The organism is Saccharopolyspora antimicrobica, assembly GCF_003635025.1.
Lineage (GTDB): Bacteria > Actinomycetota > Actinomycetes > Mycobacteriales > Pseudonocardiaceae > Saccharopolyspora > Saccharopolyspora antimicrobica.
Genome location: NZ_RBXX01000002.1, coordinates 2169616 through 2196305, shown reverse-complemented (window position 1 = coordinate 2196305; position 26690 = coordinate 2169616). Strand labels below are relative to the sequence as shown.

Annotated in this window: 22 protein-coding genes; 12 read left to right on the top strand and 10 right to left on the bottom strand. The window is 71.4% G+C overall.

Going from position 1 to position 26690, the window contains the following annotated elements; all coding sequences use genetic code 11:
* Positions 1-99 precede the first annotated feature (99 nt).
* From ATL45_RS10760 to ATL45_RS10730, 7 genes are all read left to right on the top strand, one after another.
* Entirely contained in the window at positions 100-903 is an 804-nt protein-coding gene (locus tag ATL45_RS10760; RefSeq protein ID WP_093156492.1) for a type III pantothenate kinase, read from the top strand.
* A 211-nt stretch (positions 904-1114) separates the two neighbouring features.
* On the top strand, positions 1115-2569 hold the full coding sequence (lysS, locus tag ATL45_RS10755; protein WP_439332486.1) for a lysine--tRNA ligase: 1455 nt from the start codon (positions 1115-1117) through the stop codon (positions 2567-2569).
* A gap of 183 nt (positions 2570-2752) precedes the next feature.
* Positions 2753-3109: a histone-like nucleoid-structuring protein Lsr2 gene (locus ATL45_RS10750; RefSeq protein WP_093156493.1), complete on the top strand. Its 357-nt coding sequence runs from the start codon at positions 2753-2755 to the stop codon at positions 3107-3109.
* A gap of 314 nt (positions 3110-3423) precedes the next feature.
* Entirely contained in the window at positions 3424-4494 is a 1071-nt protein-coding gene (locus ATL45_RS10745; protein ID WP_093156495.1) for a FecCD family ABC transporter permease, read from the top strand.
* Positions 4491-5573: a FecCD family ABC transporter permease gene (locus ATL45_RS10740; protein WP_093156497.1), complete on the top strand. Its 1083-nt coding sequence runs from the start codon at positions 4491-4493 to the stop codon at positions 5571-5573. The genes ATL45_RS10745 and ATL45_RS10740 overlap by 4 nt, the downstream gene beginning before the upstream one ends.
* Entirely contained in the window at positions 5570-6409 is an 840-nt protein-coding gene (locus ATL45_RS10735; RefSeq protein WP_093156498.1) for an ABC transporter ATP-binding protein, read from the top strand. Before ATL45_RS10740 ends, ATL45_RS10735 begins: the two co-directional genes overlap by 4 nt.
* A gap of 248 nt (positions 6410-6657) precedes the next feature.
* Positions 6658-9210 (top strand): ATP-dependent Clp protease ATP-binding subunit, encoded by a 2553-nt coding sequence (locus ATL45_RS10730; RefSeq protein ID WP_093156499.1) that lies wholly within the window; start codon positions 6658-6660, stop codon positions 9208-9210.
* Between the two features lie 153 nt (positions 9211-9363).
* Here the strand turns inward: ATL45_RS10730 and ATL45_RS10725 are convergent, their stop codons facing one another.
* Positions 9364-10101, bottom strand: coding sequence for a DedA family protein (locus tag ATL45_RS10725; RefSeq protein WP_093156501.1), 738 nt, complete (start codon positions 10099-10101; stop codon positions 9364-9366).
* A 206-nt stretch (positions 10102-10307) separates the two neighbouring features.
* Here ATL45_RS10725 and ATL45_RS10720 point away from each other — a divergent pair, with 206 nt between their 5' ends.
* The 3 genes from ATL45_RS10720 to ATL45_RS10710 are packed head-to-tail and all read left to right on the top strand — an operon-like array spanning position 10308 to position 15117.
* On the top strand, positions 10308-10988 hold the full coding sequence (locus ATL45_RS10720; protein ID WP_093156502.1) for a helix-turn-helix domain-containing protein: 681 nt from the start codon (positions 10308-10310) through the stop codon (positions 10986-10988).
* A gap of 53 nt (positions 10989-11041) precedes the next feature.
* On the top strand, positions 11042-11926 hold the full coding sequence (locus ATL45_RS10715) for a hypothetical protein (RefSeq protein WP_093156504.1): 885 nt from the start codon (positions 11042-11044) through the stop codon (positions 11924-11926).
* Positions 11927-11973: 47 nt separating this feature from the next.
* Positions 11974-15117 carry an ATP-binding protein gene (locus ATL45_RS10710; protein ID WP_093156505.1) on the top strand — a complete coding sequence of 1048 codons (3144 nt, stop codon included), beginning with the start codon at positions 11974-11976 and terminating at the stop codon, positions 15115-15117.
* A 46-nt stretch (positions 15118-15163) separates the two neighbouring features.
* Here the strand turns inward: ATL45_RS10710 and ATL45_RS10705 are convergent, their stop codons facing one another.
* A complete protein-coding gene (locus ATL45_RS10705) occupies positions 15164-15928 on the bottom strand; it encodes an ABC transporter permease (RefSeq protein ID WP_211841437.1) in 765 nt (254 codons plus the stop codon).
* Positions 15929-16071: 143 nt separating this feature from the next.
* Positions 16072-17019, bottom strand: a complete 948-nt coding sequence (locus tag ATL45_RS10700) for an ATP-binding cassette domain-containing protein (protein ID WP_093156507.1) — start codon at positions 17017-17019, stop codon at positions 16072-16074.
* A gap of 104 nt (positions 17020-17123) precedes the next feature.
* Here ATL45_RS10700 and ATL45_RS10695 point away from each other — a divergent pair, with 104 nt between their 5' ends.
* Positions 17124-18116, top strand: a complete 993-nt coding sequence (locus ATL45_RS10695; RefSeq protein ID WP_093156508.1) for an endonuclease/exonuclease/phosphatase family protein — start codon at positions 17124-17126, stop codon at positions 18114-18116.
* 72 nt (positions 18117-18188) lie between these two features.
* On the opposite strand, the gene ATL45_RS10690 is transcribed toward ATL45_RS10695, so the two are convergent.
* From ATL45_RS10690 to ATL45_RS10670, 5 genes are all read right to left on the bottom strand, one after another.
* Positions 18189-18497, bottom strand: a complete 309-nt coding sequence (locus ATL45_RS10690) for an antibiotic biosynthesis monooxygenase family protein (protein WP_093156509.1) — start codon at positions 18495-18497, stop codon at positions 18189-18191.
* 34 nt (positions 18498-18531) lie between these two features.
* A complete protein-coding gene (locus ATL45_RS10685) occupies positions 18532-20472 on the bottom strand; it encodes a YhgE/Pip domain-containing protein (RefSeq protein ID WP_093156510.1) in 1941 nt (646 codons plus the stop codon).
* A complete protein-coding gene (locus ATL45_RS10680) occupies positions 20469-21149 on the bottom strand; it encodes an ATP-binding cassette domain-containing protein (protein ID WP_093156512.1) in 681 nt (226 codons plus the stop codon). The genes ATL45_RS10685 and ATL45_RS10680 overlap by 4 nt, the downstream gene beginning before the upstream one ends.
* Positions 21150-21693: 544 nt before the next feature.
* Positions 21694-22209, bottom strand: coding sequence for a 2'-5' RNA ligase family protein (locus tag ATL45_RS10675; RefSeq protein WP_093156514.1), 516 nt, complete (start codon positions 22207-22209; stop codon positions 21694-21696).
* Positions 22209-23114, bottom strand: coding sequence for an iron-sulfur binding domain-containing protein (locus ATL45_RS10670; RefSeq protein WP_093156515.1), 906 nt, complete (start codon positions 23112-23114; stop codon positions 22209-22211). The genes ATL45_RS10675 and ATL45_RS10670 overlap by 1 nt, the downstream gene beginning before the upstream one ends.
* A gap of 328 nt (positions 23115-23442) precedes the next feature.
* On the opposite strand from ATL45_RS10670, the gene ATL45_RS10665 reads away from it, so the two are divergent.
* Positions 23443-24024, top strand: coding sequence for a hypothetical protein (locus ATL45_RS10665; RefSeq protein ID WP_093156517.1), 582 nt, complete (start codon positions 23443-23445; stop codon positions 24022-24024).
* Between the two features lie 94 nt (positions 24025-24118).
* Here ATL45_RS10665 and disA read toward each other — a convergent pair whose 3' ends face one another.
* On the bottom strand, positions 24119-25216 hold the full coding sequence (gene disA, locus ATL45_RS10660; RefSeq protein WP_093156518.1) for a DNA integrity scanning diadenylate cyclase DisA: 1098 nt from the start codon (positions 25214-25216) through the stop codon (positions 24119-24121).
* Positions 25217-25218: 2 nt separating this feature from the next.
* Positions 25219-26589: a DNA repair protein RadA gene (radA, locus tag ATL45_RS10655; RefSeq protein ID WP_093156520.1), complete on the bottom strand. Its 1371-nt coding sequence runs from the start codon at positions 26587-26589 to the stop codon at positions 25219-25221.
* Positions 26590-26690: the final 101 nt, after the last annotated feature.

The following is a 26690-nucleotide window of genomic DNA, read 5'->3' as shown; positions in this document are numbered from 1 at the left end:
TCGACCTGCGTGCGCACTCAAAGCGGCTGGCGCCGCTTGCACAGGCGCGGACGGCTACGCCGACAGTTACTTGATCAACCGGCACGGAAGGACGAAGCGGTGCTGCTGGCCATCGACGTCGGAAACACCAACATCGTGCTGGGCCTCTACGACGATGAGTCGGACAGCTCCGACATCGCCTCGACGCTGGTGCACGACTGGCGGATGCGCACCGAGCCGCGGATGACCGCGGACGAGATGGCGCTGACCATGCGCGGCCTGCTCGGCGACTACGCCGACCGGATCACCGGCATCGCCGCCCTGTCCACGGTGCCCGCGCTGCTGCGCGAACTGCGCGTGATGCTCGGCAGGTACTGGAACGACGTGCCGCGCGTGGTCGTCGAGCCGGGCGTGCGCACCGGCGTCCCGCTGCTGGTGGACAACCCGAAGGAGGTCGGCGCGGACCGGGTGATCAACACCCTCGCCGCGCACCACCTGCACGCCACCAACTGCGTGGTGGTCGACTTCGGCACCTCCACCAACATCGACGTGATCTCGTCCAAGGGCGAGTTCCTGGGCGGCGCGTTCGCCCCCGGCGTCGAGATCTCGCTGGACGCGCTGGCCTCCCGCGCCGCGCAGCTGCGCAAGGTGGAGCTGGTCCGGCCGCGTTCGGTGATCGGCAAGAACACCGTGGAGTGCCTCCAGTCCGGCATCCTCTACGGCTTCGCCGGGCAGGTCGACGGCCTGGTCCGCCGCATCGTGGCGGAGCTGGAGGCCACCCACGGCGGCCCCACGACCGTCCTGGCCACCGGCGGCCTGGCGCCGCTGGTGGTGTCGGAGTCGACGACGATCACCCACCACGTCCCCGACCTCACCCTCCTCGGCCTGCGCCTGGTCTACGACCGGAACTTCAGCCGGGCCTGAACGCTCCGCCCGGTCAGCTCCCGTGAGCGTTCTGGGGCGCTACAACACCCCAAAACGCTCACGGACCATGGACGCCAAACCTCCGCGCCACCGAGCGATGGCCCTGCTCATTCGGTGAAACGGCGGAACCGTACCCTTGTTCTCCGTGACTGAGGACCGTTCCATTCCCCCGGCAACCAGCGACGACGGCGTTGACGACCTGCCGGAGCAGATGCGGGTCCGGCGGGAGAAGCGGGAGCGCCTGCTCGACGCCGGAGTCGACCCGTACCCGGTGACCCTGCCCATCACGCACGAGCTCGCGGAGGTCCGCGCCGCCCACCAGGGGCTGGAGCCGGACACCGCCACCGGCGCGCAGGTCGGCGTCGCCGGCCGCGTGATGTTCCTGCGCAACACCGGCAAGCTGTGCTTCGCCACGCTGCGCGCGGGCGACGGCACCGAGCTCCAGGCGATGCTCAGCCTGAAGCAGGTCGGCGAGGATTCGCTGGCCATGTGGAAGAGCGACGTCGACCTCGGCGACCACGTCTTCGTGCACGGCGAGGTGATCACCTCCCGCCGCGGCGAGTTGTCCGTGATGGCCGATGAATGGCGAATGGCGGCCAAGTCGCTGCGCCCGCTGCCGGTCATGCACAAGGAACTCGGCGAGGAAATGCGGGTCCGGCAGCGCTATGTCGACCTGATCGTCCGAAAGCAGGCCGCGGACACCGTGCGCACTCGGGCCGCGGTGCAGCGCTCGTTGCGGGAATCGTTCGACCGGCGCGGTTTCGTCGAGGTGGAAACCCCGATGCTGCAGACGTTGCAGGGCGGTGCCGCCGCGCGCCCGTTCGTGACGCATTCGAACGCCTTCGACATGGATCTGTTCCTCCGGATCGCACCGGAGTTGTACCTGAAGCGTTGCGTGGTCGGTGGGATCGAGAGGGTTTTCGAGATCAACCGGAACTTCCGCAACGAGGGGAGTGATTCTTCCCACTCGCCGGAGTTCGCCATGTTGGAGTTCTACCAGGCGTACGCCGATTACAACGACATGGCCGCGCTGACAAGGTCCCTGATCCAGGAGGCCGCGGAGAAGATCGCCGGTTCGCAGGTGGTCACCTGGTTCGACGGAACCGAGTACGACCTGTCGGGCGAGTGGACGTCGATCCGGATGTACGACTCGCTGTCCGAAGCGCTCGATTCGGAGATCACCCCGGAAACTCCGGTGGAGGTGCTGCGCAAGCACGCCGACTCGCACGGATTGCAGACCGATCCGGCGCACGGGCACGGAAAGCTCGTCGAGGAGCTGTGGGAGCACCTCATCGGCGACCATTTGACCGCTCCGACGTTCGTTCGCGACTTCCCGGTGGAGACCTCCCCGCTCACCCGGCAGCACCGGGAGCAGCCGGGGCTGGCGGAGAAGTGGGACCTCTACGTCCGCGGCTTCGAGCTGGCGACGGGCTACTCCGAGCTGGTCGACCCGGTGGTGGAGCGCGCTCGCCTGGAGGAACAGGCCGCGCTCGCGGCGGCCGGGGACGACGAGGCGATGCCGGTCGACGAGGACTTTCTGCGCGCGCTCGAGTACGGAATGCCGCCCAGCGGTGGCGTCGGAATGGGTATCGACCGGTTGTTGATGGCGTTGACCGGTCTCGGTATCCGGGAGACGATCCTGTTCCCGCTGGTCCGGCCGGAATGACCCGATCAGGGCCGTCGAGGTGAATTTTCGGGCAGAGGTGAGTGCATTATCGCAGTTACTGCGCTAACCTGAGCCCAGAATCCATCGGTGACGGCTATTGGAGTACTTGCGGGGGAGTTCGCTCCCAGCGGTTCGCGCTGTCCCGTTCTGGCACATTTAGCTCTCCCGGGGAGGACTTCGAAGATGGCGCAGAAGGTCACGGTCACTCTTGTCGACGATCTGGACGGCGGCCAGGCCGACGAAACCGTCGAGTTCGGATTGGACGGCGTGTCCTACCAGATCGACCTTTCCGCCGACAATGCCGGCGAGTTGCGGGACGCTCTGGCGAACTACGTCTCCAACGCGCGGCGCGCGGGCGGCCGGAAGAAGCCGGGACCGCGCCCGGGTGGCGCCGGTGCGCGTTCCGCGGGCGGTTCCACGAGCGCGGATCGCGAGCAGAACCAGGCCATTCGGGAATGGGCCCGCAAGCGCGGCCTGAAGGTGTCGGACCGGGGCCGGATCCCGGCCGACATCGTGGAGCAGTACCACCAGGCGAACTGACCTGGTTCCGCCTCGCTTTTCGCGGTGCTGCGGGGGCTGTCCCGGTCGGGGCGGACCGCTGATCCCGCAGTGGTGCGAGTTGTGCGGTCGAGGGGCGTCGGCCCGGCGAAGTGCCGGGACGACGCCCCTCGTTGCGTTCGGATAACGCTATTCAACGCGAATCGCGAAAAGCGGCAATGATCTTTCCGCGGTGATTTCCACCCGCGGACCCGCCGATCCGGTGTGACGGTGGACATTGCGCCCCACCCTGGGCGGCATGCTTAGGTGGGCCTAACCTAAGCACCGATCGGGTGACCCGGCAGAGGGAGTGGGACGTGAGTGGCAGCCTGGCCGTCGGCGGTCCACGCGCAGCCGAACAGGCCGCGCCCGGCGGCGCCCGCCTGCGCGAACGCCGCCGCAGGCGGCTCATCGGCATCGCGGTGCTGGTGGTGGCGCTGCTGGTCAGCTGCGTGCTCAGCGTTGTGGTCGGGGCCAAGACGATCCCGCTGGCCGAGGTGTGGAGCGGCCTGTTCGCCCCGACCGGCACCGAGAACGACCTGATCATCCGCGAGCTGCGGGTGCCGCGCACCATCGTCGGCGTGCTGGCCGGGGCCGCGCTGGGCCTGGCCGGGGCGCTGATGCAGGGCCACACCCGCAACCCCATCGCCGATCCCGGCATCCTCGGCATCACCCAGGGCGCCGCGCTCGGCGTGGTGCTGGCGATCTACACCTTCAGCGTCACGACGCTGGTGGGCTTCATCTGGTTCGGCTTCGCCGGGGCGATGCTGGGCGCGCTGGCGGTGTTCGCCATCGGCTCGATCGGCCGCGGCGGCCCGACGCCGGTGACGCTGGCGCTGGCCGGCACCGCGATCAGCTTCCTGCTGCAGGCGATCACCTCGGCGCTGGTGCTCACCGACCAGCAGACGATGGACACCTACCGGTTCTGGAAGGTCGGCTCGATCGCGGTCACCGATCCCTCGGTGATCCCGCAGGTGCTGCCGTTCGTGCTGATCGGCATGGTGCTGGCGCTGACCAACGCGGGCGGCCTGAACGCGCTGTCGCTCGGCGAGGACGTCGCCCGCTCGCTGGGCCACCGGGTGGAGTGGTCGCGCCGGGCCGGGATCGCCGCGATCGCGGTCCTGGTCGGCAGCGCGGTCGCGATCTGCGGGCCGATCGGCTTCGTCGGGCTGATCGTGCCGCACGTGGCCAGGTTCTTCACCGGCGCCGACTACCGCTGGCTGCTGCCCTTCGCCGGACTGCTCGGCGCCGCGCTGGTGCTGCTGGCCGACGTGCTCGGGCGCATCGTGGCGCGGCCGTCCGAGGTCCAGGTCGGGGTGATGCTGGCGATGGTCGGCGCCCCGTTCTTCATCGCGCTCGTGCGTCGCAGGAAGATGGTGCGGTTGTGACCCAGGTGGTGGAAAGCGGGGTCGCCGGGCGGCGCCCGGCCCGGCTCGGGCCGTTCTCCGGGGTGCTGCGCTGGCGGCCGCTGGTGGCCCTGCTCGGCGGGCTGGTGCTGCTGCTGGCGGTCTTCGTGCTCGACGTGGGCCTCGGCGAGTACCAGATCAGCCCGGTGGAGGTGCTGCAGACGCTGGTCGGCGGCGGCGACCGGGCGCAGCAGATCATCGTCCTGGAGCTGCGGCTGCCGCGAGCGCTGACCGCGCTGCTGGTCGGCGCCGCGCTGGGCCTGTCCGGCGCGATCATGCAGACCCTCGCGCGCAACCCGCTGGCCAGCCCGGACATGCTCGGCATCACCTGGGGCGCGGGCACCGCGGCGACGACGGTGATCGTGCTCGGCGGCACCGCGGGCAGCCTGGCCGGTGCGCTGGCCGACTACGGCCTGCCGCTCGTCGCCCTCGCCGGCGGGCTGCTCACCGGGATCGCGGTCTACGGACTGGCCTACCGGCGCGGCGTGGACTCCTACCGGCTGGTGCTGGTCGGCGTCGGCGTCAGCGCGCTGGCCGGCAACGCCACCTACTGGCTGCTGACCGTCGGCGACGTCAACGAGGCGGGCCGCGCGCTGGTGTGGCTGACCGGCAGCCTCAACGCGCGCGGCTGGGAGCACGTGGTGCCCACGGCCATCGCGCTCTGCGCGCTGGTGCCGCTGACGCTGATCGGCGCGCACGTGCTCGGTGCGCTGCAGTTCGACGACGACACGGTGCGCGGGCTGGGCATCCGCACCGACCTGACCCGCGGCGTGCTGCTGCTGGCCGCAGTGGTGCTGGCGTCGATCGCGACCGCGGCGGCCGGCCCGATCCAGTTCGTCGCGCTGGCCACCCCGCAGATCGCGCTGCGCCTGGCGCACACCTCGCGCCCGCCGCTGCTGTCCTCGATGGTGTTCGGGGCCGCGCTGGTGGTCGGCGCCGACGTCATCTCGCGAACCGCCTTCGGCTCGCTGGAACTGCCGGTCGGCATCGTCACCGCGATCCTGGGCGCGCCGTACCTGATCTACCTGCTCATCCGTCGGTACCGGGAGGTCCGCGCATGACCGCGTCCGCCATGTCCAGCGCTGTCCGGCAGCGGCTGCACGCCACCGACCTCAAGCTCGCCTACGGCGAGCGGGTCATCGCCGACGGGCTGGACTTCGACGTCGTGGACGGCACGATCACCGCGGTGATCGGCCCGAACGGCTGCGGCAAGTCGACGCTGCTGCGCGCCCTAGGGCGGCTGCTGCAGCCGCAGCGCGGCAGCGTGCTGCTGGACGGCAAGCAGATCCACAAGATGCCGACCAAGGAGGTCGCGAAGGTGCTCGGCCTGCTGCCGCAGTCGCCGGTCGCGCCCGAGGGCTTGACCGTCGCCGACCTGGTCGCGCGCGGACGGCACCCGCACCAGTCCTGGTACCGGCAGTGGTCCTCCGACGACGAGGCCGCGGTCGCCGAGGCGCTGGGCATGACCGGCATCGCCGACCTGGCCGATCGCACCCTCGACGAGCTCTCCGGCGGCCAGCGGCAGCGCGCCTGGCTGTCCATGGCGCTCGCCCAGGGCACCGACCTGCTGCTGCTCGACGAGCCGACCACCTACCTCGACCTGTCCCACCAGGTGGACGTGCTGGAGCTGGTCGGGCAGCTGCACGACGAGAGCGGCCGCACCGTGGTGATGGTGCTGCACGACCTCAACCTCGCGGCCCGCTACGCCGACCGGCTGGTGGCGATGAAGGACGGCGCGGTCGTCGCCGAGGGCGACCCGTCCGACGTGCTCACCGAACAGCTGCTTGACGAGGTCTTCGGGCTGAAGGCGCGGGTGATTGCTGATCCGGTGGCGGGTACCCCGATGGTGGTACCGATCGGTGGTCGCACCGCCGGGAAGGTCGATCGGCCCAGCTAGGCGGGCCGTGTTCGCGCTCAGCGGAACGGGCCATCCGATAGGTGCAGATCCGGAATCCCGCAGGCCAGCGAGCCGTTGGTCAGGGTGCCGGACAAGAATGTGGGCAGCAGGCCGTAGCGGGCACGGACCGCGACCGGGTGGGGCTACTACAGTGGTCCTCAAGAGTGCTGAACCCGTCGTGGGCATCGGCGATGCAGGAGCCGTGTCCCAGCCAACGAGACCGCCGGCGCAGCAGTCAGGGAGTGCGAATGTTCGAGAGGTTCACCGACCGCGCGAGGCGGGTGGTCGTCCTGGCCCAAGAAGAGGCCCGGATGCTCAACCACAACTACATCGGCACCGAGCACATTCTCCTGGGCTTGATCCACGAGGGTGAGGGTGTCGCCGCCAAGGCGCTGGAGTCGCTGGGTATCGCGCTTGAGGGCGTGCGGCAGCAGGTCGAGGAGATCATCGGCCAGGGGCAGCAGGCCCCGAGCGGGCACATCCCGTTCACCCCGCGGGCCAAGAAGGTGCTGGAGCTGTCGCTGCGCGAGGCGCTGCAGCTCGGCCACAACTACATCGGCACCGAGCACATCCTGCTCGGGCTGATCCGCGAGGGCGAGGGCGTGGCCGCCCAGGTGCTGGTCAAGCTGGGCGCGGACCTCAACCGGGTGCGCCAGCAGGTCCTGCAGCTGCTGTCGGGTTACCAGGGCAAGGAGCCCGCGGAGGCTGGTGGCCGCGGCGAGGGCACCCCGTCGTCGTCGCTGGTGCTGGACCAGTTCGGCCGCAATCTGACGCAGAGCGCGCGCGAGGGCAAGCTCGACCCGGTGATCGGCCGGGAGAAGGAAATCGAGCGGATCATGCAGGTCCTCTCGCGGCGCACCAAGAACAACCCGGTCCTCATCGGCGAGGCGGGCGTCGGCAAGACGGCCGTGGTCGAGGGCCTGGCGCAGAAGGTCGTCAAGGGCGAGGTGCCCGAGACGCTGAAGGACAAGCAGCTCTACACGCTCGACCTGGGCTCGCTGGTCGCCGGTTCCCGGTACCGCGGTGACTTCGAGGAGCGCCTGAAGAAGGTGCTCAAGGAGATCAAGACCCGCGGCGACATCATCCTGTTCATCGACGAGATCCACACCCTGGTCGGCGCCGGCGCCGCCGAGGGCGCGATCGACGCGGCGAGCATCCTGAAGCCGATGCTGGCCCGCGGTGAGCTGCAGACGATCGGCGCCACGACGCTCGAGGAGTACCGCAAGTACGTGGAGAAGGACCCGGCCCTGGAGCGCCGGTTCCAGCCGATCCAGGTCGGTGAGCCCTCGCTGCAGCACACCGTCGAGATCCTGAAGGGTCTGCGGGACCGCTACGAGGCACACCACCGGGTGTCGATCACCGACTCCGCGCTGGCGGCCGCGGCCAACCTGGCCGACCGCTACATCAACGACCGCTTCCTGCCGGACAAGGCGATCGACCTGATCGACGAGGCCGGCGCCCGGATGCGCATCCGCCGCATGACCGCGCCGCCGGACCTGCGCGAGTTCGACGAGAAGATCGCCGACGTGCGCCGCGAGAAGGAGTCCGCGATCGACGCGCAGGACTTCGAGCGGGCCGCCCGCCTGCGGGACGAGGAGAAGCAGCTCCTCGGCCAGAAGGAGGAGCGGGAGAAGCAGTGGAAGGCCGGTGACCTGGACGTGGTCGCCGAGGTCGACGACGAGCAGATCGCCGAGGTGCTGGCGAACTGGACCGGCATCCCGGTCTTCAAGCTCACCGAGGAGGAGACCACCCGCCTGCTCCGCATGGAGGAGGAGCTGCACAAGCGGATCATCGGCCAGGACGACGCGGTCAAGGCCGTGTCCCAGGCGATCCGCCGCACGCGTGCGGGCCTGAAGGACCCGAAGCGCCCGTCCGGTTCGTTCATCTTCGCCGGCCCGTCCGGTGTCGGTAAGACCGAGCTGTCCAAGGCGCTGGCGGAGTTCCTGTTCGGCGACGACGACGCGCTCGTGCAGATCGACATGGGTGAGTTCCACGACCGCTACACCGCCTCGCGGCTGTTCGGCGCCCCTCCGGGCTACGTCGGCTACGAGGAGGGCGGCCAGCTCACCGAGAAGGTCCGCCGCAAGCCGTTCTCCGTGGTCCTCTTCGACGAGATCGAGAAGGCCCACCAGGAGATCTACAACACGCTGCTGCAGGTGTTGGAGGACGGCCGCCTCACCGACGGCCAGGGCCGCACGGTGGACTTCAAGAACACGGTGCTGATCTTCACCTCGAACCTCGGCACCCAGGACATCTCCAAGGCCGTGGGCCTCGGCTTCTCCAGCGGGCAGGGGGCGGATTCCAACTACGAGCGGATGAAGTCCAAGGTCCACGAGGAGATGAAGAAGCACTTCCGGCCGGAGTTCCTCAACCGGATCGACGACGTGATCGTCTTCCACCAGCTCACCGAGCAGGAGATCATCCAGATGGTCGACCTGCTGTCGGGCCGGGTGGAGAAGGCGCTCAAGGGCAAGGACATGGCCCTGGAGCTGACCGAGAAGGCGAAGAAGCTGCTGGCCAAGCGCGGGTTCGACCCGGTGCTGGGTGCGCGGCCGCTGCGCCGGACCATCCAGCGGGAGATCGAGGACAAGCTGTCCGAGAAGATCCTGTTCGGCGAGCTCCAGGCCGGTCAGATCGTGATCGTGGACGTCGAGGGCTGGGACGGCGAAGGCGCCGACGACAAGGCGCAGTTCACCTTCCGCGGTGAGCCGAAGCCGTCGCTGGTCCCGGACAGCCCGCCGGTCGCGGTCTCGGCGAGCTCCGAGGACAAGTCGGAGGGCTCGGACTCCGAGTCCGCCTGACCTGACCGAAGCGAAGGCCCCGCCCCCATCAGGGAGCGGGGCCTTCCGCTTTCCACCCCCGGCACCCGGGTGACGGGGGCGGGTTTGCGCAGCGGGGTTGTTGGGCTTGGTGGCGGTTGGTGCGGCTCCGCCGGAGGTGTGAGAGGTGGGCCGTCAGCGGAGGCGGCGGATTTCCTCGGTGGGGGCTTCCGCGGAGACGCGGGCGAACTGGACCGTGGGGGCTTCCTCGGCCTGGGCCGCCGCCGGGCCGCCGCGGCGGTTGTTGCGGATGCGGACCGCGATGAAGGCCACCACGGCCAGGACCGCGAGGACCAGGACCACCTTGGAGAACACGCCCGCGTACTCCTCGACCAGGTACCAGCTCTCGCCGAGAAGGTAGCCCGCCACCACGAAGACCGTGTTCCAGATCAGGCTGCCGAGCGTGGTGAACAGCGCGAAGGTGCTAAGGCGCATGCGCTCGACGCCGGCGGGCAGCGAGATGAAGCTGCGGAACAGCGGGATCATGCGGCCGAAGAACACCGCCTTGACGCCGTGCTTGGCGAACCACGCCTCGGTCCGGTCGATGTCGGAGATCTTCACCAGCGGCAGCTTCGCCGCGATGGCGCGGGTGCGGTCGCGGCCCAGCGTGGCGCCGATGCCGTAGAGCGCGAGGGCGCCGACCAGCGAACCGAGCGTGGTCCACAGGATCGCGCCGATGAGCGTCATGTTGCCCTGGCTGGCGGCGAACCCGGCCAGCGGCAGGATCACCTCGGACGGGATCGGCGGGAACAGGTTCTCCAGCGCGACGATGGCCCCGGCACCGGGGCTGCCGAGCGCCTCCATCACGGAGATCACCCAGCCGGTGAAGCCGGTCGGTTCGGCGGAGGTGGCGGCAAGCGTCGTCAGATCCATTCGAGCGGCTCCGGGTTGGGGGTGCTCCGCCGCAGCTCGCGGCAAAAGCGGAACGTTGATCGGAATAAATGTCCGTTTATTCCATGATTCCAGCCGTTCGGCGTACTCCGCCCACACTAAGAGTGATCTATGCCACTCTCCGGCTCGTTTCGCGCCCCGAGAGCCTCCACGCCTACGCTGTCCGAGCGGGACGGAGGTGACCGCGAGTGGCGAACTACGCGGCCCGCCGCGGCGCCCGGACCGGAGCGACGGTGTGGCGCGTGCGGGCGGACGGGACTCAGCAGCACATCGTTCCCGACGGCGTGCTGGATCTGATGTGGTTCCAGGACCGCCTCGTCGTCGCGGGCGCCGACACCCGGGCGATGACCGTCCGGACGCGGCCGGGAGAGGTGACGTGGGGCCTTCGCCTGGCCCCGGGTGTGGCGAACGCGCTGCTGGGAGTGCCCGCGGACGAGCTGACGGACCGGCGGATCGAGCTGGCCGAACTCGTCTCCCCGCCGAAGCGCTGGTCGTTCGAGGACGACGTGGCCGACGCCCTCGAACAGGTGCTGATCGACATGTGGGCCCGGGCCGACCCCGACCGCTCGCTCCTGCGCATCGCGGCCTCGCTGGACCGCGCGGCCCGCGACGGGCTGAGCGTGCGGGAGACGGCGGAGCGCCACGACCTCTCGGAGCGGTCGCTGCGCAGGCTCAGCGGCCGGCTCTTCGGCTACGGCCCCAAGTCGCTCGCGCAGATCCACCGCTTCCAGCGCGCGCTCCGCCTCGCGCGGTCGGGGCTGCCGCTGGGCGAAGCCGCCGCGACCGCGGGCTACGTCGACCAGGCCCACTTCACCCGCGAGACCAAGCGGCTCACGGGGCGGACGCCCGCTGCGCTCGCCCGCGCGTGACCGTGGCCGATTCGTCCAAGCCGGACCGGGGCCGCAGCTGGGAGAGTCTTCGCATGAGCATCGACCTGGGGCGCGCGAGGACGTTCATGACCTCGCACGCGAGAGTTCTCGACCGGCGGCGTTTCGAGGCCCTGACCGGCGGCGACGCCGCCCGCGACGCGATCGTCAGCGGGCTCGGCGCCTACCGGAACCCGGACGGCGGCTACGGGTGGGGCCTGGAACCGGACCTCCGCGCTCCGGAGAGCCAGCCCGGCGCCGCGCAGCACGCGCTCGAAGCGCTCGCGGACGCCCGAGCGAACTCCCCGCACGTCACGGCCCTGCTCGACTGGTTGAACACCGCGACACTGCCCGACGGCGGCCTGCCCTTCGCGCTGCCGATCAGCGATCCCGCAGCGTGCGCGCCCTTCTGGGCCCAAGCGGACCCCGCTGAGTCGTCGCTGCAGATCACCGCTGCCGTGGCGGCGCAGGCCCACCGGCTCGCGCGCTGGGACGGGTCGGTCCGCGACCACCCGTGGCTGCAGACGGCGACGCGCTACTGCTTCGACGCGATCCGCCGGATCGACGAAGCCCCCTTCGCCTACGTCCTCTCCTTCGCGCTTCAGCTCCTCGACGCCGCGTCCGACACCCACCGCGAGGCGCGCGAGCTGCTCGACCACCTCGGCCGCTTCGTCCCGCCGGACGGGGCGGTCGCCGTCGTCGGCGGAGCGGAGGGCGAGACCCTCCACCTCCTCGACTACGCGCCCGAGCCCGGACGCCCGGTCCGCGACCTGCTGGATCCCGACGCCGTGTCCGCCGACCTCGATCGGCTGGAACGGGGACAGCGCGAGGACGGCGGGTGGGCCGTGGACTTCACCAGCTATTCCGCCGCGGCGTCCCTGGAATGGCGCGGCTACGCGACCGCCAACGCGGTCTCGGTGCTGCGCAGCAACGGCCGGTGACCGTTAAAGACGAGCGTCGCGGCACGACTCTTTGAGAAGCTGGGCAGGTGCGTGTCGCTCTCCTGGGGCCATTCCGGCTGACTGCCCCCGACGGCCGGACGGTCGACGTCGGCGGCCTCCGGGTGCGCACGCTCCTCGCGCGCCTCGCGCTCGAAGCCGGCCGCCCGGTCGCCACCGAGCGGCTCATCGCCGACCTCTGGGGCTCCGCCCAGCCGGCCGGCGCGCTCAACGCGCTCCAGTCGCTCGTCTCCCGCGCGCGCCGCGCGCTCGACGGCTCGCTGGCGCTGCGCTCCGACCCGTCGGGCTACGCCCTCCTGATCGATCCCGACGACGTCGACGCCGACCGCTTCGCGCGGCTCGCGGCCGATGGCCGCCGCCTGCTCCGCGACGGCCACGTCGACGCCGCCGCTGCCTCGCTCCGCGAGGCGCTGGCGCTCTGGCGCGGCGGCGCGCTCGCCGACTTCCTCGACGCTCCGTTCACCGAAGCGCAGGTGGCGCGGCTGGACGAGCTGCGCCTCACGGCGCTCGAAGATCGCATCGAGGCGGATCTGCGTGCTGGGCAGCAGGTGGACTTGGTGCCCGAGCTGCAAGGCCTGTGCGCGCGCTACCCGCTGCGCGAGCGGCTCACCTCGCTGCGGATCCGCGCGCTCTACGCCTGCGGCAGGCAGCCGGATGCGCTGGCGGTGTTCGAGGCGTTGCGACGGCGGCTGGACGACGAGTTCGGCGTGGAGCCGTCGCGAGAGCTCAAGGACTTGCAGCTCGCGATGCTGCGCGGCGATCCCGCGCTCGCGCCGAAGCCGGAGCCGCGCCGGTCGTCGAGCCCTGCCGTGCTGCCGACGCGGTTGAGCAGCTTCGTCGGCCGGGAGCGGGAGATCGAGCGCACGCGGGCGGAGCTGGCCGATGCCCGGCTGGTCACGCTCTTCGGGCCGGGCGGCGCGGGCAAGACCCGGCTGGCCACCGAAACGGCGGCCGGTGTGTCCGACCGGCGGGTGTGGTTCGTGGAGCTCGCGCCGCTGCGCGACGAGCAGGACCTGACCCCGGCGGTGCTGACCGCGCTGGGCATCCGCGAGAACCGGTTGCTGGAAGGCCCGAAGACGCACGCCCTGAGCCGGGTGGGGGAGCTGCTCGCGGCGGAACCGACGTTGCTGGTGCTGGACAACTGCGAGCACGTGATCGGCGCTGTCGCCGAGTTCGCCCAGGAGGTCCTGGGCCGCTCGCCGCAGCTGCGAGTGCTCGCCACGAGCCGCGAGCCGCTCGCGGTGGCCGGCGAGCGGTTGCTGCCCGTCGGCCCGCTGGAGCTGCCGGAATCCACTGCTGTGGCGCGGCAATCCGCAGCGGTGCGGCTGTTCGCGGACCGGGCGTCGGCTGCTCGCCCGGGGTTCGCGCTGGACGAGGACAACATCGGCGACGTGGTGGAGATCTGCCGTCGGCTGGACGGCATGCCGCTGGCGATCGAGCTCGCCGCGGCCCGGCTGCGGGCGATGAGCGCGCGGCAGATCGCCGACCGGCTGGACGACCGGTTCCGGTTGCTCACCAACGGGAATCGCACCTCGATGCCCCGCCACCGGACGCTGCGCGCGGTCGTGGAGTGGAGCTGGGACCTGCTCACCGAGCAGGAGCAGACGCTGGCCCGGCGGCTGTCGGTGTTCGCGGGCGGCGCCACGCCGGAGGCGATCTCCGGGGTGTGCGCCGATGCCGAGCTCGCCGCCGGCGACGCGTTCTACGTGCTGCTGTCGCTGGTGGAGAAATCCCTGGTGGAGGCGGTGGATTCGGGCCTGGGCATGCGCTACCGGATGCTGGAGACGGTGCGCGCGTTCTGCGCCGAGAAGCTCGACGCGGCGGGGGAGGAGGACGCGCTGCGCTCCTCGCACGCGGCGTACTACGTCGAGTTCGCCGAGAGCACCGCGCCGAAGGTGCACGAGGCCGACCAGATCGACTGGATGGAACGGCTGGACGCCGATCACGACAACATCATCACCGCCCTGCACTGGGCCACCTCGTCCGGCGACGCGGACCGGGGGATCCGGCTGGTGGCGGCGTTGTGCTGGTACTGGTCGATGGCGGCGCAGCACGATGAGCTGATCGGCAGGCTCAACGCCGTCGCCGACCTGCCGGGCGCGGCCCCGGCGGCGAGCCGGGCGGCGGTCGAGCTGATGCGGCGGCTGGTCGCCGAGGAACCGGACTGGTTCAGCCGTCTGCGCGTCGCGGTGGCCGAGGTCCGCGACACCGGCGCCCGGTCCCGGTACCTGTACGCGGCGATGATGGAACCGATGGCCTGGATGCTCTGCGGCGAACTGTCCGAAATGGAGCGATGCGTCGAGTCCGCGCTGCAGGACGCGCACCCGTGGGCGCGCGCGGCCGGGCTCTACTGCCGGGCCTGGGGTTTGGAGCACACCGGGAATCCTGGACCGGCGGAAGCGGACATGCTCGCGTCGCTGGCCGAGTTCCGCGCGATCGGCGACCGGTGGGGCACCGCGAGCACGATCCAGAGCCTGGCCGAACTGCGCTCCCAGCGCGGCGACCACGGAGGCTCGATCGCGGCGCTGCAGGAATCGGCCGCCACCCTGCGCGAACTGCGCTGCACCGACGACCTGGTGTCGGTGCTGGCGCGGATCGGCCTCGAACGGCTGCGCGCGGGCGATCCCGCGGGCGCGGAGGAAGAGCTGCGCCGGGCCGCGGAATTCGGCCAGAACGCGTTCCCGCACCACCGGATCGGCGCGCTGAGCGGCCTGGCCGAGGTGGCGCGGCAGACCGGGGACTTCGCCGGGGCGTGGGAGCGGATCGCCGAGCTGCGCGAACTCGTCGGCGACATGACCATGACACCGCAACCGCTGCGGCAGCTGGTCAAGATCTGCGAATCCCGGTTGCACGCCTCCGAGGGCGACTTCGACGCCGCGCGAGCCGGACTGGCCGAAGCGCTGGTCACCGGCCTGGACCTCCGCGACATGCCGATGACCGCCGCCATCGCCGAGCAGGCGGCGAGGACGGAATTCGCGCAGGGGCGGCCGGAGCCGGCGGCGCGGCTGCTCGGCATCGCGGTCGCGCTGCGCGGCCAGCTCGACGAAGGCGACCCGGAGGTGCGCGACCTCCTGCGCACCCTGACCGGGAGCTACGACGCGGAGCGGGAGAAGGGCGCGGCCCTCTCCCGCGAAGCCGCGTTCGAGGAGCTGCGCGCGGCGCTGGGCGCGTGACCGGGTTCCTCCCGCCCCCGAGCACGGGAGGAACCGGCCGCGCGGTTCAGACCCGGCGGCGGTAGGCCCACATCGCCAGCGGGAAGAACACCGCCACGATCGCCACCATCCAGATCGCGGTGGCCGTCAGCGGGCCGAGGACCGGGCCGCCGATCATCAGGCCGCGGGCGGTGTCCGCGAGCTGGGTGACCGGGTTGATCCCCACCCAGGCCTGCAGCCAGCCCGGCATCGTGTGGGTCGGCACGAACACGTTGCTGCCCATGGTGAGCGGGAACATGAACGCCATCGCCACGCCCGGCAGCGCCTGCTGGCTCTTGATCAGCATGCCGAGGAACACCGTGATCCAGCACATCGCCAGCGCGAAGGCGATCACCACGACGATCGCGAGCAGCGCGGACAGCGGATCGGTCTGGATCCGGAAGCCCATGATCGCGGCGAACACCAGCAGCACCGCGAGCGACACCAGGTAGCGCACGATGTCACCGAGCACCGCGCCGATCAGCGGCGCCGAACGCGCCACCGGCAGGCTGCGGAACCGGTCGAAGACGCCCTTGTTGATGTCGGTGTTGAGCGCCATCCCGGTGCCGAGGCTGCCGAAGACCATGTTCATCGCCATCACGCCGGGCAGCGTGACCTGCAGGTAGGAACTGGTGTCGCCCTGGATCGCGCCGCCGAAGAGGTAGACGAACATGACCAGGAACAGGATCGGCTGGATGGTGACGTCGATCAGGCCCTCGGGCGACTTGCGGATCTTCAGCACGCTCCGCCCGGCGAGCGTCAACCCGTGCCGAAGCGTCCGCACCGGCCCAATGCTGTTCCCGCCTCTCCGCGATTCACGGTGGTGGTTGCGTTGAGAGTTGATCTCGCGTTTCGCGGTTTCTTGTGGCTGGGTTGCGTCACGTTCCCCTGGGGTGCGGTTGCGTGGGGCTTGGGTGGGCACAGAGCTGGGATTGCTCACGCGGCCTCCTCGGCTGGTTTTCCGGTGATGGCCAGGAACACCTCGTCCAGGCTGGGCAGGCGCAGCGCCAGCTCGTCGGCGGTGATGCCCGCGTCGTCCAGGCGGCGCACCAGGGTGGACAGCAGCACCGGGTCGTCCACCGGGGCGGTGAGCAGCCCGCTCTCGTCGTTCACGGCCGGTTCGGCGCCGGTCAGCTCGGCCAGGATCCGGCGCACCGCGGGCACGTTCGCCAGATCGGTCGGGCGCACCTGCAGGGTCTGCCCACCGGTCCGGCGCTTGAGCTCGTCGGCGCGGCCGTCCGCGACGACCCGGCCGTGGTCGATCACGCTGATCCGGTCGGCCAGCTGATCGGCCTCCTCCAGGTACTGCGTGGTCAGCAGCACCGTGACGCCTTCGCCGGTCAGGTCGCGGACCATGTCCCAGACCTGGTTGCGGCTGCGCGGGTCCAGCCCGGTGGTCGGCTCGTCCAGGTAGAGGATCTCGGGGCGGCCCACCAGGCTCGCCGCCAGGTCCAGGCGGCGGCGCATCCCGCCGGAGTAGGTCTTGATCGCGCGCCCGCCCGCGTCGGTCAGGCCGAACCGCTCCAGCAGCTCGGCGGCGCGCGCCTTCGCATCGCCGCGCGGCATCTCCAGCAGGCGGCCGATCAGCACCAGGTTCTCCACCCCGGTCAGCTCTTCGTCCACCGAGGCGTACTGCCCGGTCAGCCCGATGCGGCTGCGCACCGCGACCGACTGCCGGAGCACGTCGTAGCCCGCGACGGTCGCGGTGCCGGCGTCCGGCCGCAGCAGGGTGGCCAGGATGCGCACCGTGGTCGTCTTGCCCGCGCCGTTCGGGCCGAGCACGCCGAGGATCGTCCCGGCGGGCACGGCGAGGTCGACCCCGGCCAGCGCGGTGGTGGAGCCGAAGCGTTTGACCAGGCCTTCGGCCTGGATCGCGTATGACATGCAACCTCCTCAAGGGCTTGCGCATCCCACTATCCGAAGGGGCGCTGACAGCACGCGCACAGCGCGCTGACAGGCTTGGTGAGCCGGATGACAGGGGGTCGCGAGTGACTCGGACGTTGGTCGAGCAGCCGGAAGAGGAGCTGGAACCGCGAAAACCGGGCGGGCCGGTGCTGACCGTCCTGCTGGTGCTGCTGAGCCTCGGTTTCCTCGCCTGGGCGGCGCTGCCGCTGGGCGGCCTGGAGTTCGACCGCTACACCGTGGCGCTGGTGGCGCTGACCCCGTACGCGGTGGTGGCCGGTGCGGTGCTGACACTCTTCGGGCTGCTGCTGCGCCGCTGGCTGACGATGCTCGTCGTCGGTCTGGTGACGGTGCTGCTGGTGCTCTCCGTCGCGCCGCGGACGATGTCGAGCGCGGCTCCGTCGCAGGGCGCCGAGCTGCGGGTGCTGTCGGTCAACGCCTACTTCGGCCAGGCGGACGCGGCGGCGGTGGTGGAGCTGGTGGGGCGGCACGAGGTCGACGTGCTCAGCCTGCAGGAGCTGACCCCGGAACTGGTGGACCGGCTGGATCGCGCGGGACTGGGCGCGGAACTGCCGCACCGGGTGTTCAGCCCGGGGCCGAAGGCGGACGGCTCCGGTATCGCGGCGCGCTACCCGCTGCGCGAGCTGGACCTGGTGCCGGAGTCGACGCTCGCCCAGCCGTCAGCGCTGCTGGACCGGCCGGGCAGCCCGCCGGTGGAGATCGTCGCGGTGCACCCGCTGTACCCGATGGGGCGCGAGACCTACGACGTGTGGCGGCGCGAGATGACCGAGCTGGGACAGCTGCCGCTGAACGGCACGCCGCGGGTGCTGGCGGGCGACTTCAACGCGACGCTCGACCACGCCCGGCTCGGCGACCTGATCGGCCGCGGCTACACCGATGCCGCAGCGGCCACCGGCGCGGGGCTGAGCGCGACGTGGCCGGAGGGCTGGTTCCCGCCGCCGGTGGCGATCGACCACGTCCTCACCACACCGGAGCTCACGCCGCAGTCCTTCGAGGTCTTCCGGGTGCCGGGCGCCGACCACCGCGCGATCCTCGCGACTCTGCGGTGGCGCGGCTGAGGAGGGGGCCTCGCGCCGGGGCCCGTGAGCGTTTTGGGGCGCTCTGACACCCCAAAACGCTCACGGCACTGATCACTTCTCCGGGTAGGACTCCTGGACCAGCTCGAACTCCAGCAGGCTGGACCCGGAGGCGACCGGGTTCTTCGCCTCGCCGGCGTGCGCGGCCTTCGCCGGGCCCGACGCCCAGGCCTGGAACGCCTCCTCGGACTCCCACTTCGTGTAGACGAAGTAGCGGTTGTCGCCCTTCACCGGGCGCAGCAGCTCGAACCCGAGGAAGCCCGGCGCGCTGTCCACCGAGCCGTGCCGCGAAGCGAACCGCTTCTCCAGCTCCGGACCAGCACCTTCGGGAACCTCGATCGCATTGATCTTCACAACAGCCATGTAGCCAGACTACGAGCCCGCACGAGTGATCGCGCTAGAGCTCGATCTGCGGGTGCAGGCGGGCCACCGACCAGGTGCGCTGCTTCTGCACGACCAGCGTGGTCAGCAGCAGGAAGACCACCAGGAATCCGCCGAGCACCACGGCGTCCTTGAGCAGGTGCTGCGTCTCGCCGCCCGAGATCGTCACCCGCAGCCCGTCGACCAGGTAGCTCATCGGCAGGAACGGGTGCACGGCCTGGAACGGCGCGGGCGCGGTCTCCATCGGGTACAGCCCGCCGGAGGCGGTGAGCTGGATGATCAGCAGCACCAGCGACAGCAGGTCGCCGACGGCGCCCAGCGCGGTGCGCAGGAAGTGGTCGATCGCCACGAACGCTAGCGCGGCCAGCGAGACCAGCCCGAGCGTCCACCACAGGTGCACCGGGTCCAGGCCCAGCCCGAAGTCGACCACCGCGTACAGCACGAGCCCGCCGAGCACGCCCAGCGCCGCGGCGGGCAGGAACCCGGCCAGCGCGATGGTCCACGCGTTGACCCGGTCCGCCATCGCCCGCTGGTTCACCGGCTTGAGCAGCAGGTATGCGAACAGGCCGAACACCCACAGCGCGATGGCGAAGAAGAACGGCGCCAGCCCGCGCCCGTAGACGTGCGCCGGGTTGATGTTCTCCACGTGGATCTCGGTCGGCGAGCCCAGCACGTCGGCGGCCTGCGCGACCTCGGTCGGGTTCGTCGGCGGGATCTTGCCCAGCGTGTCGTCGACCAGCCCCTGCAGGGACTTGGCGCCGTCGTTGAGCTGCCCGGCGCCGGTGTGCAGCACGCCGCTGCTCGCGGCCAGCGTGTTCAGCCCGTTGGTGATGCCGAGGCCGCCACCGGCCAGCTCCGCCGTGCCCGCGCGCAGCGTGTCGGCCGGTGCGGTGATCGCGCGGACCTGGTTCTGCAGCGGGCCGAGGTTGTTCTGCAGCGCGAGCGCCTGGCGGTTGGCGTCCTGCGCCGTGGCCAGCGCCTTCTGCGCATCGCCGTCGGCCGTGGCCGCGGAGTCGGCGAGCTTGCGGGAGATGTCCAGCGCGCGCTGGTAGGCGGAGTCCTGCGCGATGTCGGGGTGCTTCTCGCCGAGCTCCTCGACGGCCGCGCGGCCCTCGGCGGCCCGCTGGCCGAGGAACCCGGTGGTGGTCTTGATCGCGCTCAGGCTGTTGACCGCGACGTTGCTCGCGTTGACCAGCGCGTTCACCGCTCCGGGCAGCCGTTCGGCGGTGAAGTCGGTGATGGCCCTCAGCTGTTGGTCGAGCTGGGCGCTCGCGTCGGCGATGCTGTGCACGCCTCGGGTGATCTCGCCGGTGCCGTCGCGCACGCCGTTGAGCCCGGTGGTGAGCGCGGCGGTGCCCTCCTTGCTCAGCTCGGTGCCCTCCACCAGCTGCTTGGACGCCTCCGACGCCAGCTGCAACTTCTGCCGCGCCTGGTCCAGCTCGCCGTAGAGCGCGCGGGCGTAGGTGGCGTGCGCGGCCGCGTTGATCTGGTTCTGCAGCTCGGTCTTCACCGTGTCGGCCATGATCCCGACGATGAAGCCGTTGGCGTCGTTCTTGACGATGTGCAGCGCCGCCCGCTCCGGGTTGCGGTCCGCCGCCGTGGCCAGCCGGGCGCTGAAGTCCGAGGGCACCTCGATGGTGAAGTAGTAGGTGCCCTCGGCCAGCCCGCGCCGCGCGTCGGCGGCGTCCACGAAGTGCCAGTCGAAGGTGTCGGTCGCCTTGATCTGCTGGACGAACTGCTCACCGGCGTTGATGTGCTCGCCGCGGCTGTCCACCGGCAGGTCGGAGTTCACCACCGCGACCGGGACCTGGCCCAACTTGCCGTAGGGATCCCAGTTCGACCACAGGTACAGCGAGCCGTACAGCAGCGGGACCAGCACCAGCACCAGCGGCACGAGGCGGCGCAGCGGTCCGCGGAAGCGCCGCAGCTCCAGCCAGGCCAGGGTGAACGCTTTCACGGCGTGTCCTCCTCCAGCAGGTCGAGCACATCGGTGGGCCAGTCCTGCTCGCGCGCGGGGAGGTGGATCACCTCGACGTCTCCCGACGGCGCGTCGGCGGCGCTGGCCAGCACCGTCATCCCGGTCCGGGTCACCTCGTGCAGCGCCGCCCACACCCGGGCCCGCGACGGCAGCGGCAGGCCGACGTCGACGTCGTCGACCAGGATCCCGGCGGGCGAGGGCGCGATCGCCAGCGCCACCGCGAGCAGCAGCCGGTCGGCGGGGTGCAGCTCGTCGATCAGCGCGGACCGGTCGGGGGCCAGGCCGAGGAGGTCGAGCGCGGCGTCGATGGAGCGGTCGGAAGCGCCGCTGATCAGGCGGCGCTCGAGGATCGCCTCCCGCACCCGGTGCTTCTCCTCCAGCTCGTAGCCCGGCCGCACCCGAGCGGGGCGGACCAGCTGCCGCACCGCCTTCGCCTGAGCGGGCAGCACGTGCCCGGAGACGTCCAAGTAGCCCGTGATCAGCGGCAACCGGCCGGACAGCGCGAGCAGCAGCGAGGTGCGCCCGGTCCCGGAAGGACCGGCGATCACGGCGAGCGCCCCGCCGGAGACCTGCAGGTCGAGGTTGGCGAACACGACGCCTTCCGGTCCCTTGGCCGCGATCCCGCGGCCGAGGATGCTCACGCCGTCGACGTCCATGCGTCCTCCTGCCGGGTGCGAGGTGCTGATCCAAAGTGGCCCGTCACCCCCAACTCGGCAACTCGTGATCGAGAAGCAAGTCCACTATGGACCAAATGCCCGACCCACCCCGGCTCTCCCAACCCGCCTCGGCCCGCCCGACCCACCCCGGTTCTTTCGACCCGCCCCGGCTCTCCCTGTCCGACCCGGTCCTCCCACCCCGACCCGGTCCTCCCACCCCGACCCGGTCCTCCCACCCCGACCTGGTCCTCCCGACCCGCCTCGGCTCTTCCGGCTGGCCCCGGTCCTCCCGGTCCGGCCCGGACCTCCCGATCCGACCGGACCTGACCGGTCCCGGCCCGACCGGTCTCCCGCGGCCGCTCCGCCGCCCCGCCGACCACAACCCCACGCGATTTCAATGGAAATCAGATCTTCGATTTCAATGGAAATTGCGGGTCCGACGGCGTGTCGGACCCTGACGCGCCGTCGGTGCGTCGGAGGTTGCGCAATTTCAATGGAAATCAGACGTCCAATTTCCATTGAAATTGCGGTAGTCGCCGGGTGATCAGCGGAGCAGGACGGTCTCGGATTCCCCGGTGCGGGTGTCGACGATCGCGACTTCGCCGATCGCGGCGCGGACGGCGGTCGGCGGTTGGAGCGCGCGGAAGCCCGTTGCGAGCTGGTCGTCGGTGATGCCCTGGGCCAGGGTGCAGTGCGGGATCCAGGCGCCCGGGAAGTAGTAGGCCGACGGGTTCTGCACCCGGCCCGCCAACGCGTCGTGCACCGCGGAGTGCACCGCCAGCAGCTCGGCGTCCACCACCGCTCCCAGCAGCAGCTTCCGCTCCTCGTCGGGGAACGTGCCGAGCGTGTGCAGCCAGAGGTCCGGGACGGACAGCAGCTCCAGCTCGGCGCGCACCGCCTTGCGGGCGGCGGGCGGGATGCTCCCCGCGGCCGCCAAGGCCACGTGCGGGCGGTGCTTGCCCGCCGGGCTCGGCACGCCCGCGTCGTCCAGCCGCTGCCACAGGCCGCGGATCTCCGACTCGGTGCGGTCGTCGAAGAAGAACACCAGCGCGTGCGCCATCAGTGCTCGCCGGGCAGTGCGAAGCGGCCGTTGTCGGTCTGCTCGACGAGCCCGTCGACCAGCAGCGAGTCCAGGCAGCGGTCGCGCTGCCCGGCGTCCGACCACACCGCGTCCAGCTGCTCGCGCAGCACCGGGCCGGTGGAGCCGCGCAGCACGTCGAGCAGCTTGCCGCGCACCTGGCGGTCGGTGCCCACGAACTTCTGCACCTTCTTCGGCGGGCCCGCGTAGGCCGGTCGCCCGGCGTGCTGCCAGGCACAGTCGTGCGCGATCGGGCACGACTCGCACAACGGCGAGCGCACCGTGCACACGACCTGCCCGAGCTCCATCAGTGCAGCTGAGAGCTTCGCGGCGGAGGCGTCGTCGTCCGGCAGCAGGACGTCGACGTCGTTGAGATCCCGCTTGGTCGACGGCGGCCCGGCATCGCCCGCGCCGTGCACGGCTCGCGCCACCACGCGCCGCACGTTCGTGTCGACCACCGGAGCGCGCTTGCCGTAGGCGAAGGCGGCCACCGCGCGGGCGGTGTAGGCGCCGACGCCCGGCAGGGCGAGCAGGGTGTCCACGTCCGACGGGACGGCGTCGCCGTGCTCGGCCGCGATCGTCGCGGCGGCCTCGTGCAGGCGCAGCGCGCGGCGCGGGTAGCCGAGCTTGCCCCAGGCGCGCAGCACCTCGCCCTGGGACTCCGCGGCCAGGTCGGAGGGGAGCGGCCAGCGCCGCATCCACTCCTCCCAGATCGGCTGGACCCGGTTGACCGGCGTCTGCTGCAACATCGTCTCGCTGACCAGCACGCCCCAGCCCGTGACGCCGGGTGCGCGCCACGGCAGCGGGCGGGCGGTGGCGGCGAACCAGTCGATCAGCTCGACCGGGTTCAGCGGCGGGACGACGGGATTCGCGGCGGAGGTCTTCATGGCACTGCCGATCCTGCCAGGCCCCCGGATCCAGCGAAGAACCACGCCCGAACCAACACGCACAGTCACCTCCCAACCACGACGACCTCCACCATCCTCGAACAAGCACAGCCTTGGTTACCAGCGCAAACGCCACCGCGATGGCGAGGCGGTGCCAATTTCGCACGAAATCGACCATCACCCGGGCGAGCGTCGATTTCGCGAGAAATCGACGCGGCTCGCTCGGCCGGGTGGTTTCGGTGCGGTGGGGGCGGATTCGCCGAGTTGCACCCGATCAGGTGATCATCGGCAGCGCCGTTCGGAGTAGTCACCGAGTTACTGTCGATCCGTGCTTGATCCGAACGGGCCGTTGCCGCCAGCCGTGTACTGGCGTCGCCGCGTGGTGGCGATCGCCGCGGTCCTGCTCGCGGTCGCACTGGTCGCCTGGGGGGCGGTGGTGCTCGCGAGCGGATCGACGCCGCAGCCGCAGGCCGCGCCGCCCGCGCCGCCGGTCGCGATCGCGGCCGACGAGCCGCCGCCGCAGTGCCCGGACGAGGCGGTCCGGGTGGTCGCGGAGGTCGCCCGCCCCGAGTTCCGGGCCGGCGACAAGGTCCCGATGAGCATCGTGATCACCAACGCGGGCGACCGTCCCTGCGTGCGCGACACCAACCGCATGCTGCGCGAGCTGACCGTGACCTCCCAGGCGGGCAAGCACGTGTGGTCCAGCAACGACTGCTACGCGGAGTCGACCAACGAGCGGCCGCTGCTGCAGCCCGGCCAGTCGGTCCGCAACGACGTCGAGTGGTCCGGCCTGACGTCCACTCCGGACTGCGGTCCCGAGCAGACCAAGGCCACCGAGGGCCTGTACCGGCTGGTGGCCAGGCTGGCGTCCCTCAACAGCGCCCCGGTCGAGTTCCGCCTTACGCCGTGACCAGCCCGCAGGGCTCGTTCGTGGTTGCTCTGCTCGGGTGGCCGCTTGGCGGAACCTGGGTGCTTCCCCGGACTGATGTATGCCCGCAGTGCTCTCAGGCGAACGGGTCCACGATGGACGACTCGGCCAGCCGGGAAAGGCCCTCGCGGACCAGCCGGGCCTTGGCGTCGCCGAGCCCCTCGACCTCGCCCAGCTCGTCCACCGTCGCCGCCAGCAGCCGCTGCAGCGAACCGAAGTGCTCCACCAGCCGCCGCCGAGCGGTCGCCGGAAGCCGCGGCACCCGGGCCAGCAGGCGGTAGCCGCGCGGGCTCAGGTGCTGGTCCAGGGCTTCCGGGGAGTCCGGGTAGCCGAAGGCGGCGGCGATCGCGGTCAGGTCCAGCAGCTCGGTCGCGTCGAGCTTGTGCAGGGCCGCCTCCACCTGCTCCGGCGTCGGCATGGCACCGCTGGTGGGCAGGTACTCCTGCACGATCAGCTCGCGGTCCAGGTCGGTGCCGTCGCGCTCCGCGCGGGTGCCGCGCAGCGGGCCGACCAGCTCGTCGAGCTGCAGCTCGATCAGCCTGCCGTCCACGCCGAGCTCGACCACGTCGCCCTCGATCTCGTCGGCGATCCGCCGCACCATCTCCATCCGCTGCACGACCGTCATCGCGTCGCGCAGCGTCACGTAGTCCTCGATCTCCAGCGCAGACAGCGCCTGCGCGACCTCGGCCAGCCGCGCGGTGTAGCGCTCCAGCGTGGCCAGCGCCTGGTTCGCGCGGGAGAGGATCTCCGGCGAGCCGATCAGCACGTGCCGGTGGCCCTGCGTGTAGACGCTGATGATGCTCATCGACTGGCTGACCGACACCACCGGGTAGCCGGTCTGGATCGCGGTGCGCTCCGCCGTGCGGTGCCGCGTGCCGGACTCCTCGGTGGGCGTGCTCGCGTCGGGCACCAGGTGCACGTTGGCCCGCATGATCCGCCGGGCGTCGGTGGACAGCACCACCGCGCCGTCCATCTTGGACAGCTCGCGCAGCCGGGTGGCGCTGAACTCGATGTCCAGCCGGAAGCCGCCGTCGCAGAGCGCCTCCACGGCCGGGTCGTAGCCGAGCACGATCAGCCCGCCCGTGCGGCCGCGCAGGATGCGCTCCAGGCCGTCGCGCAGGGCGGTGCCGGGTGCCAGCCGGGCCAGCGTGGCGCGCAGCGCCTCGTGGCTCATCGTCACCTCACGATCTTGAGCGCGTCGCCGATGTTGGACACCACCGTGGCACGCACGTCCTTGGGCAGCGGACCCGAGTCCGGCGGCACCAGCGCCCGGTCGAAGCCCAGCCGCGCGGCCTCCGCCAGCCGCCGCCCGACCCCGTTGACCCGGCGGATCTCGCCCGCCAGGCCGACCTCGCCGATCACCACCAGGTTCGGCGGCAGCGGCTTGCTCTTGCGCGAGGAGGCGATGGCCATCGCAACCGCCAGGTCCGCGGCGGGCTCGCTGACCCGCTGGCCGCCGACCGTCGCGGCGAACACGTCGTGATCGCCGGTGGGGATCTTGCCGTGCTTGCCCAGCACGGCCAGCGTCATCGACACCCGCGCCGAGTCCAGGCCGCTGACCGACCGGCGCGGCATCGCCATCTGGGTGTGCATCAGCAGCGCCTGCACCTCGACCAGCAGCGGCCGCTTGCCCTCGACCATGACGGTCACCGCGGTGCCGTCGACCACCGATTCCTGCCGGTTGATGAACAGGCCGGAGGGGTCGGGCACCTCGGCTATGCCGTCGTCGCGCTGCTCGAAGCAGCCGACCTCGTCGGCGGGGCCGAACCGGTTCTTCACGCCGCGCAGCATCCGCAGCGCCGAGTGCCGGTCGCCCTCGAAGTGCAGCACCACGTCCACCAGGTGCTCCAGCACGCGCGGACCGGCGACCGCGCCGTCCTTCGTGACGTGCCCGACCAGCACCACCGGCAGCCCGCGCTCCTTGGCCAGCGCGACCAGCGCGGTGGTGACCGCCCGGACCTGGGTGACGCCGCCGGGGCTGCCCTCGGCGTCGGGCGACTGCACGGTCTGCACCGAGTCGACGATCAGCAGACCGGGGCGCACCGCGTCGACGTGCCCGAGCACGGCGGAGAGGTCGCTCTCCGCGCCGAGGTAGAGCTGCGGGTGCACCGAATCCGTCCGCTCCGCCCGCAACCGCACCTGACCTGCGGATTCCTCGCCGGTGATGTACAGCGACGGGCCGCGCGCGGAGCTGGTGGCCCAGCGGTGCGCGACCTCGAGCAGCAGTGTGGACTTGCCCACACCGGGCTCGCCGGCCAGCAGCACGACCGCGCCGGGCACGATGCCGCCGCCGAGCACCCGGTCCAGCTCGTCGATGCCGGTGGACACCGCGCGGGCCGAGTCCAGGTCGACCTCGGCGATCGGCCGCGCCGGGGTGGCCGGGGCGCCTGCGCTGACCTTGGCCAGCGCGGGCCGGGCCGGTGCGGCCTCCTCGACGGTGCCCCACGCCTGGCAGCCCGGGCAGCGCCCGACCCACTTGGCGACCTCGTGGCCGCAGTCGGCGCAGCGGTAGGCGGGACGGGCGGCTCGGGTGTTCTTGGGCGGCACCCGGCGAGGCTATCCGCCCGCGACGACACCCCGCCCCACGACGTCCGCGCAGGCCCGGTTTTCGCAGGTCAGATCCCGTGAGTGGTTTGTGGCGCCAGAGC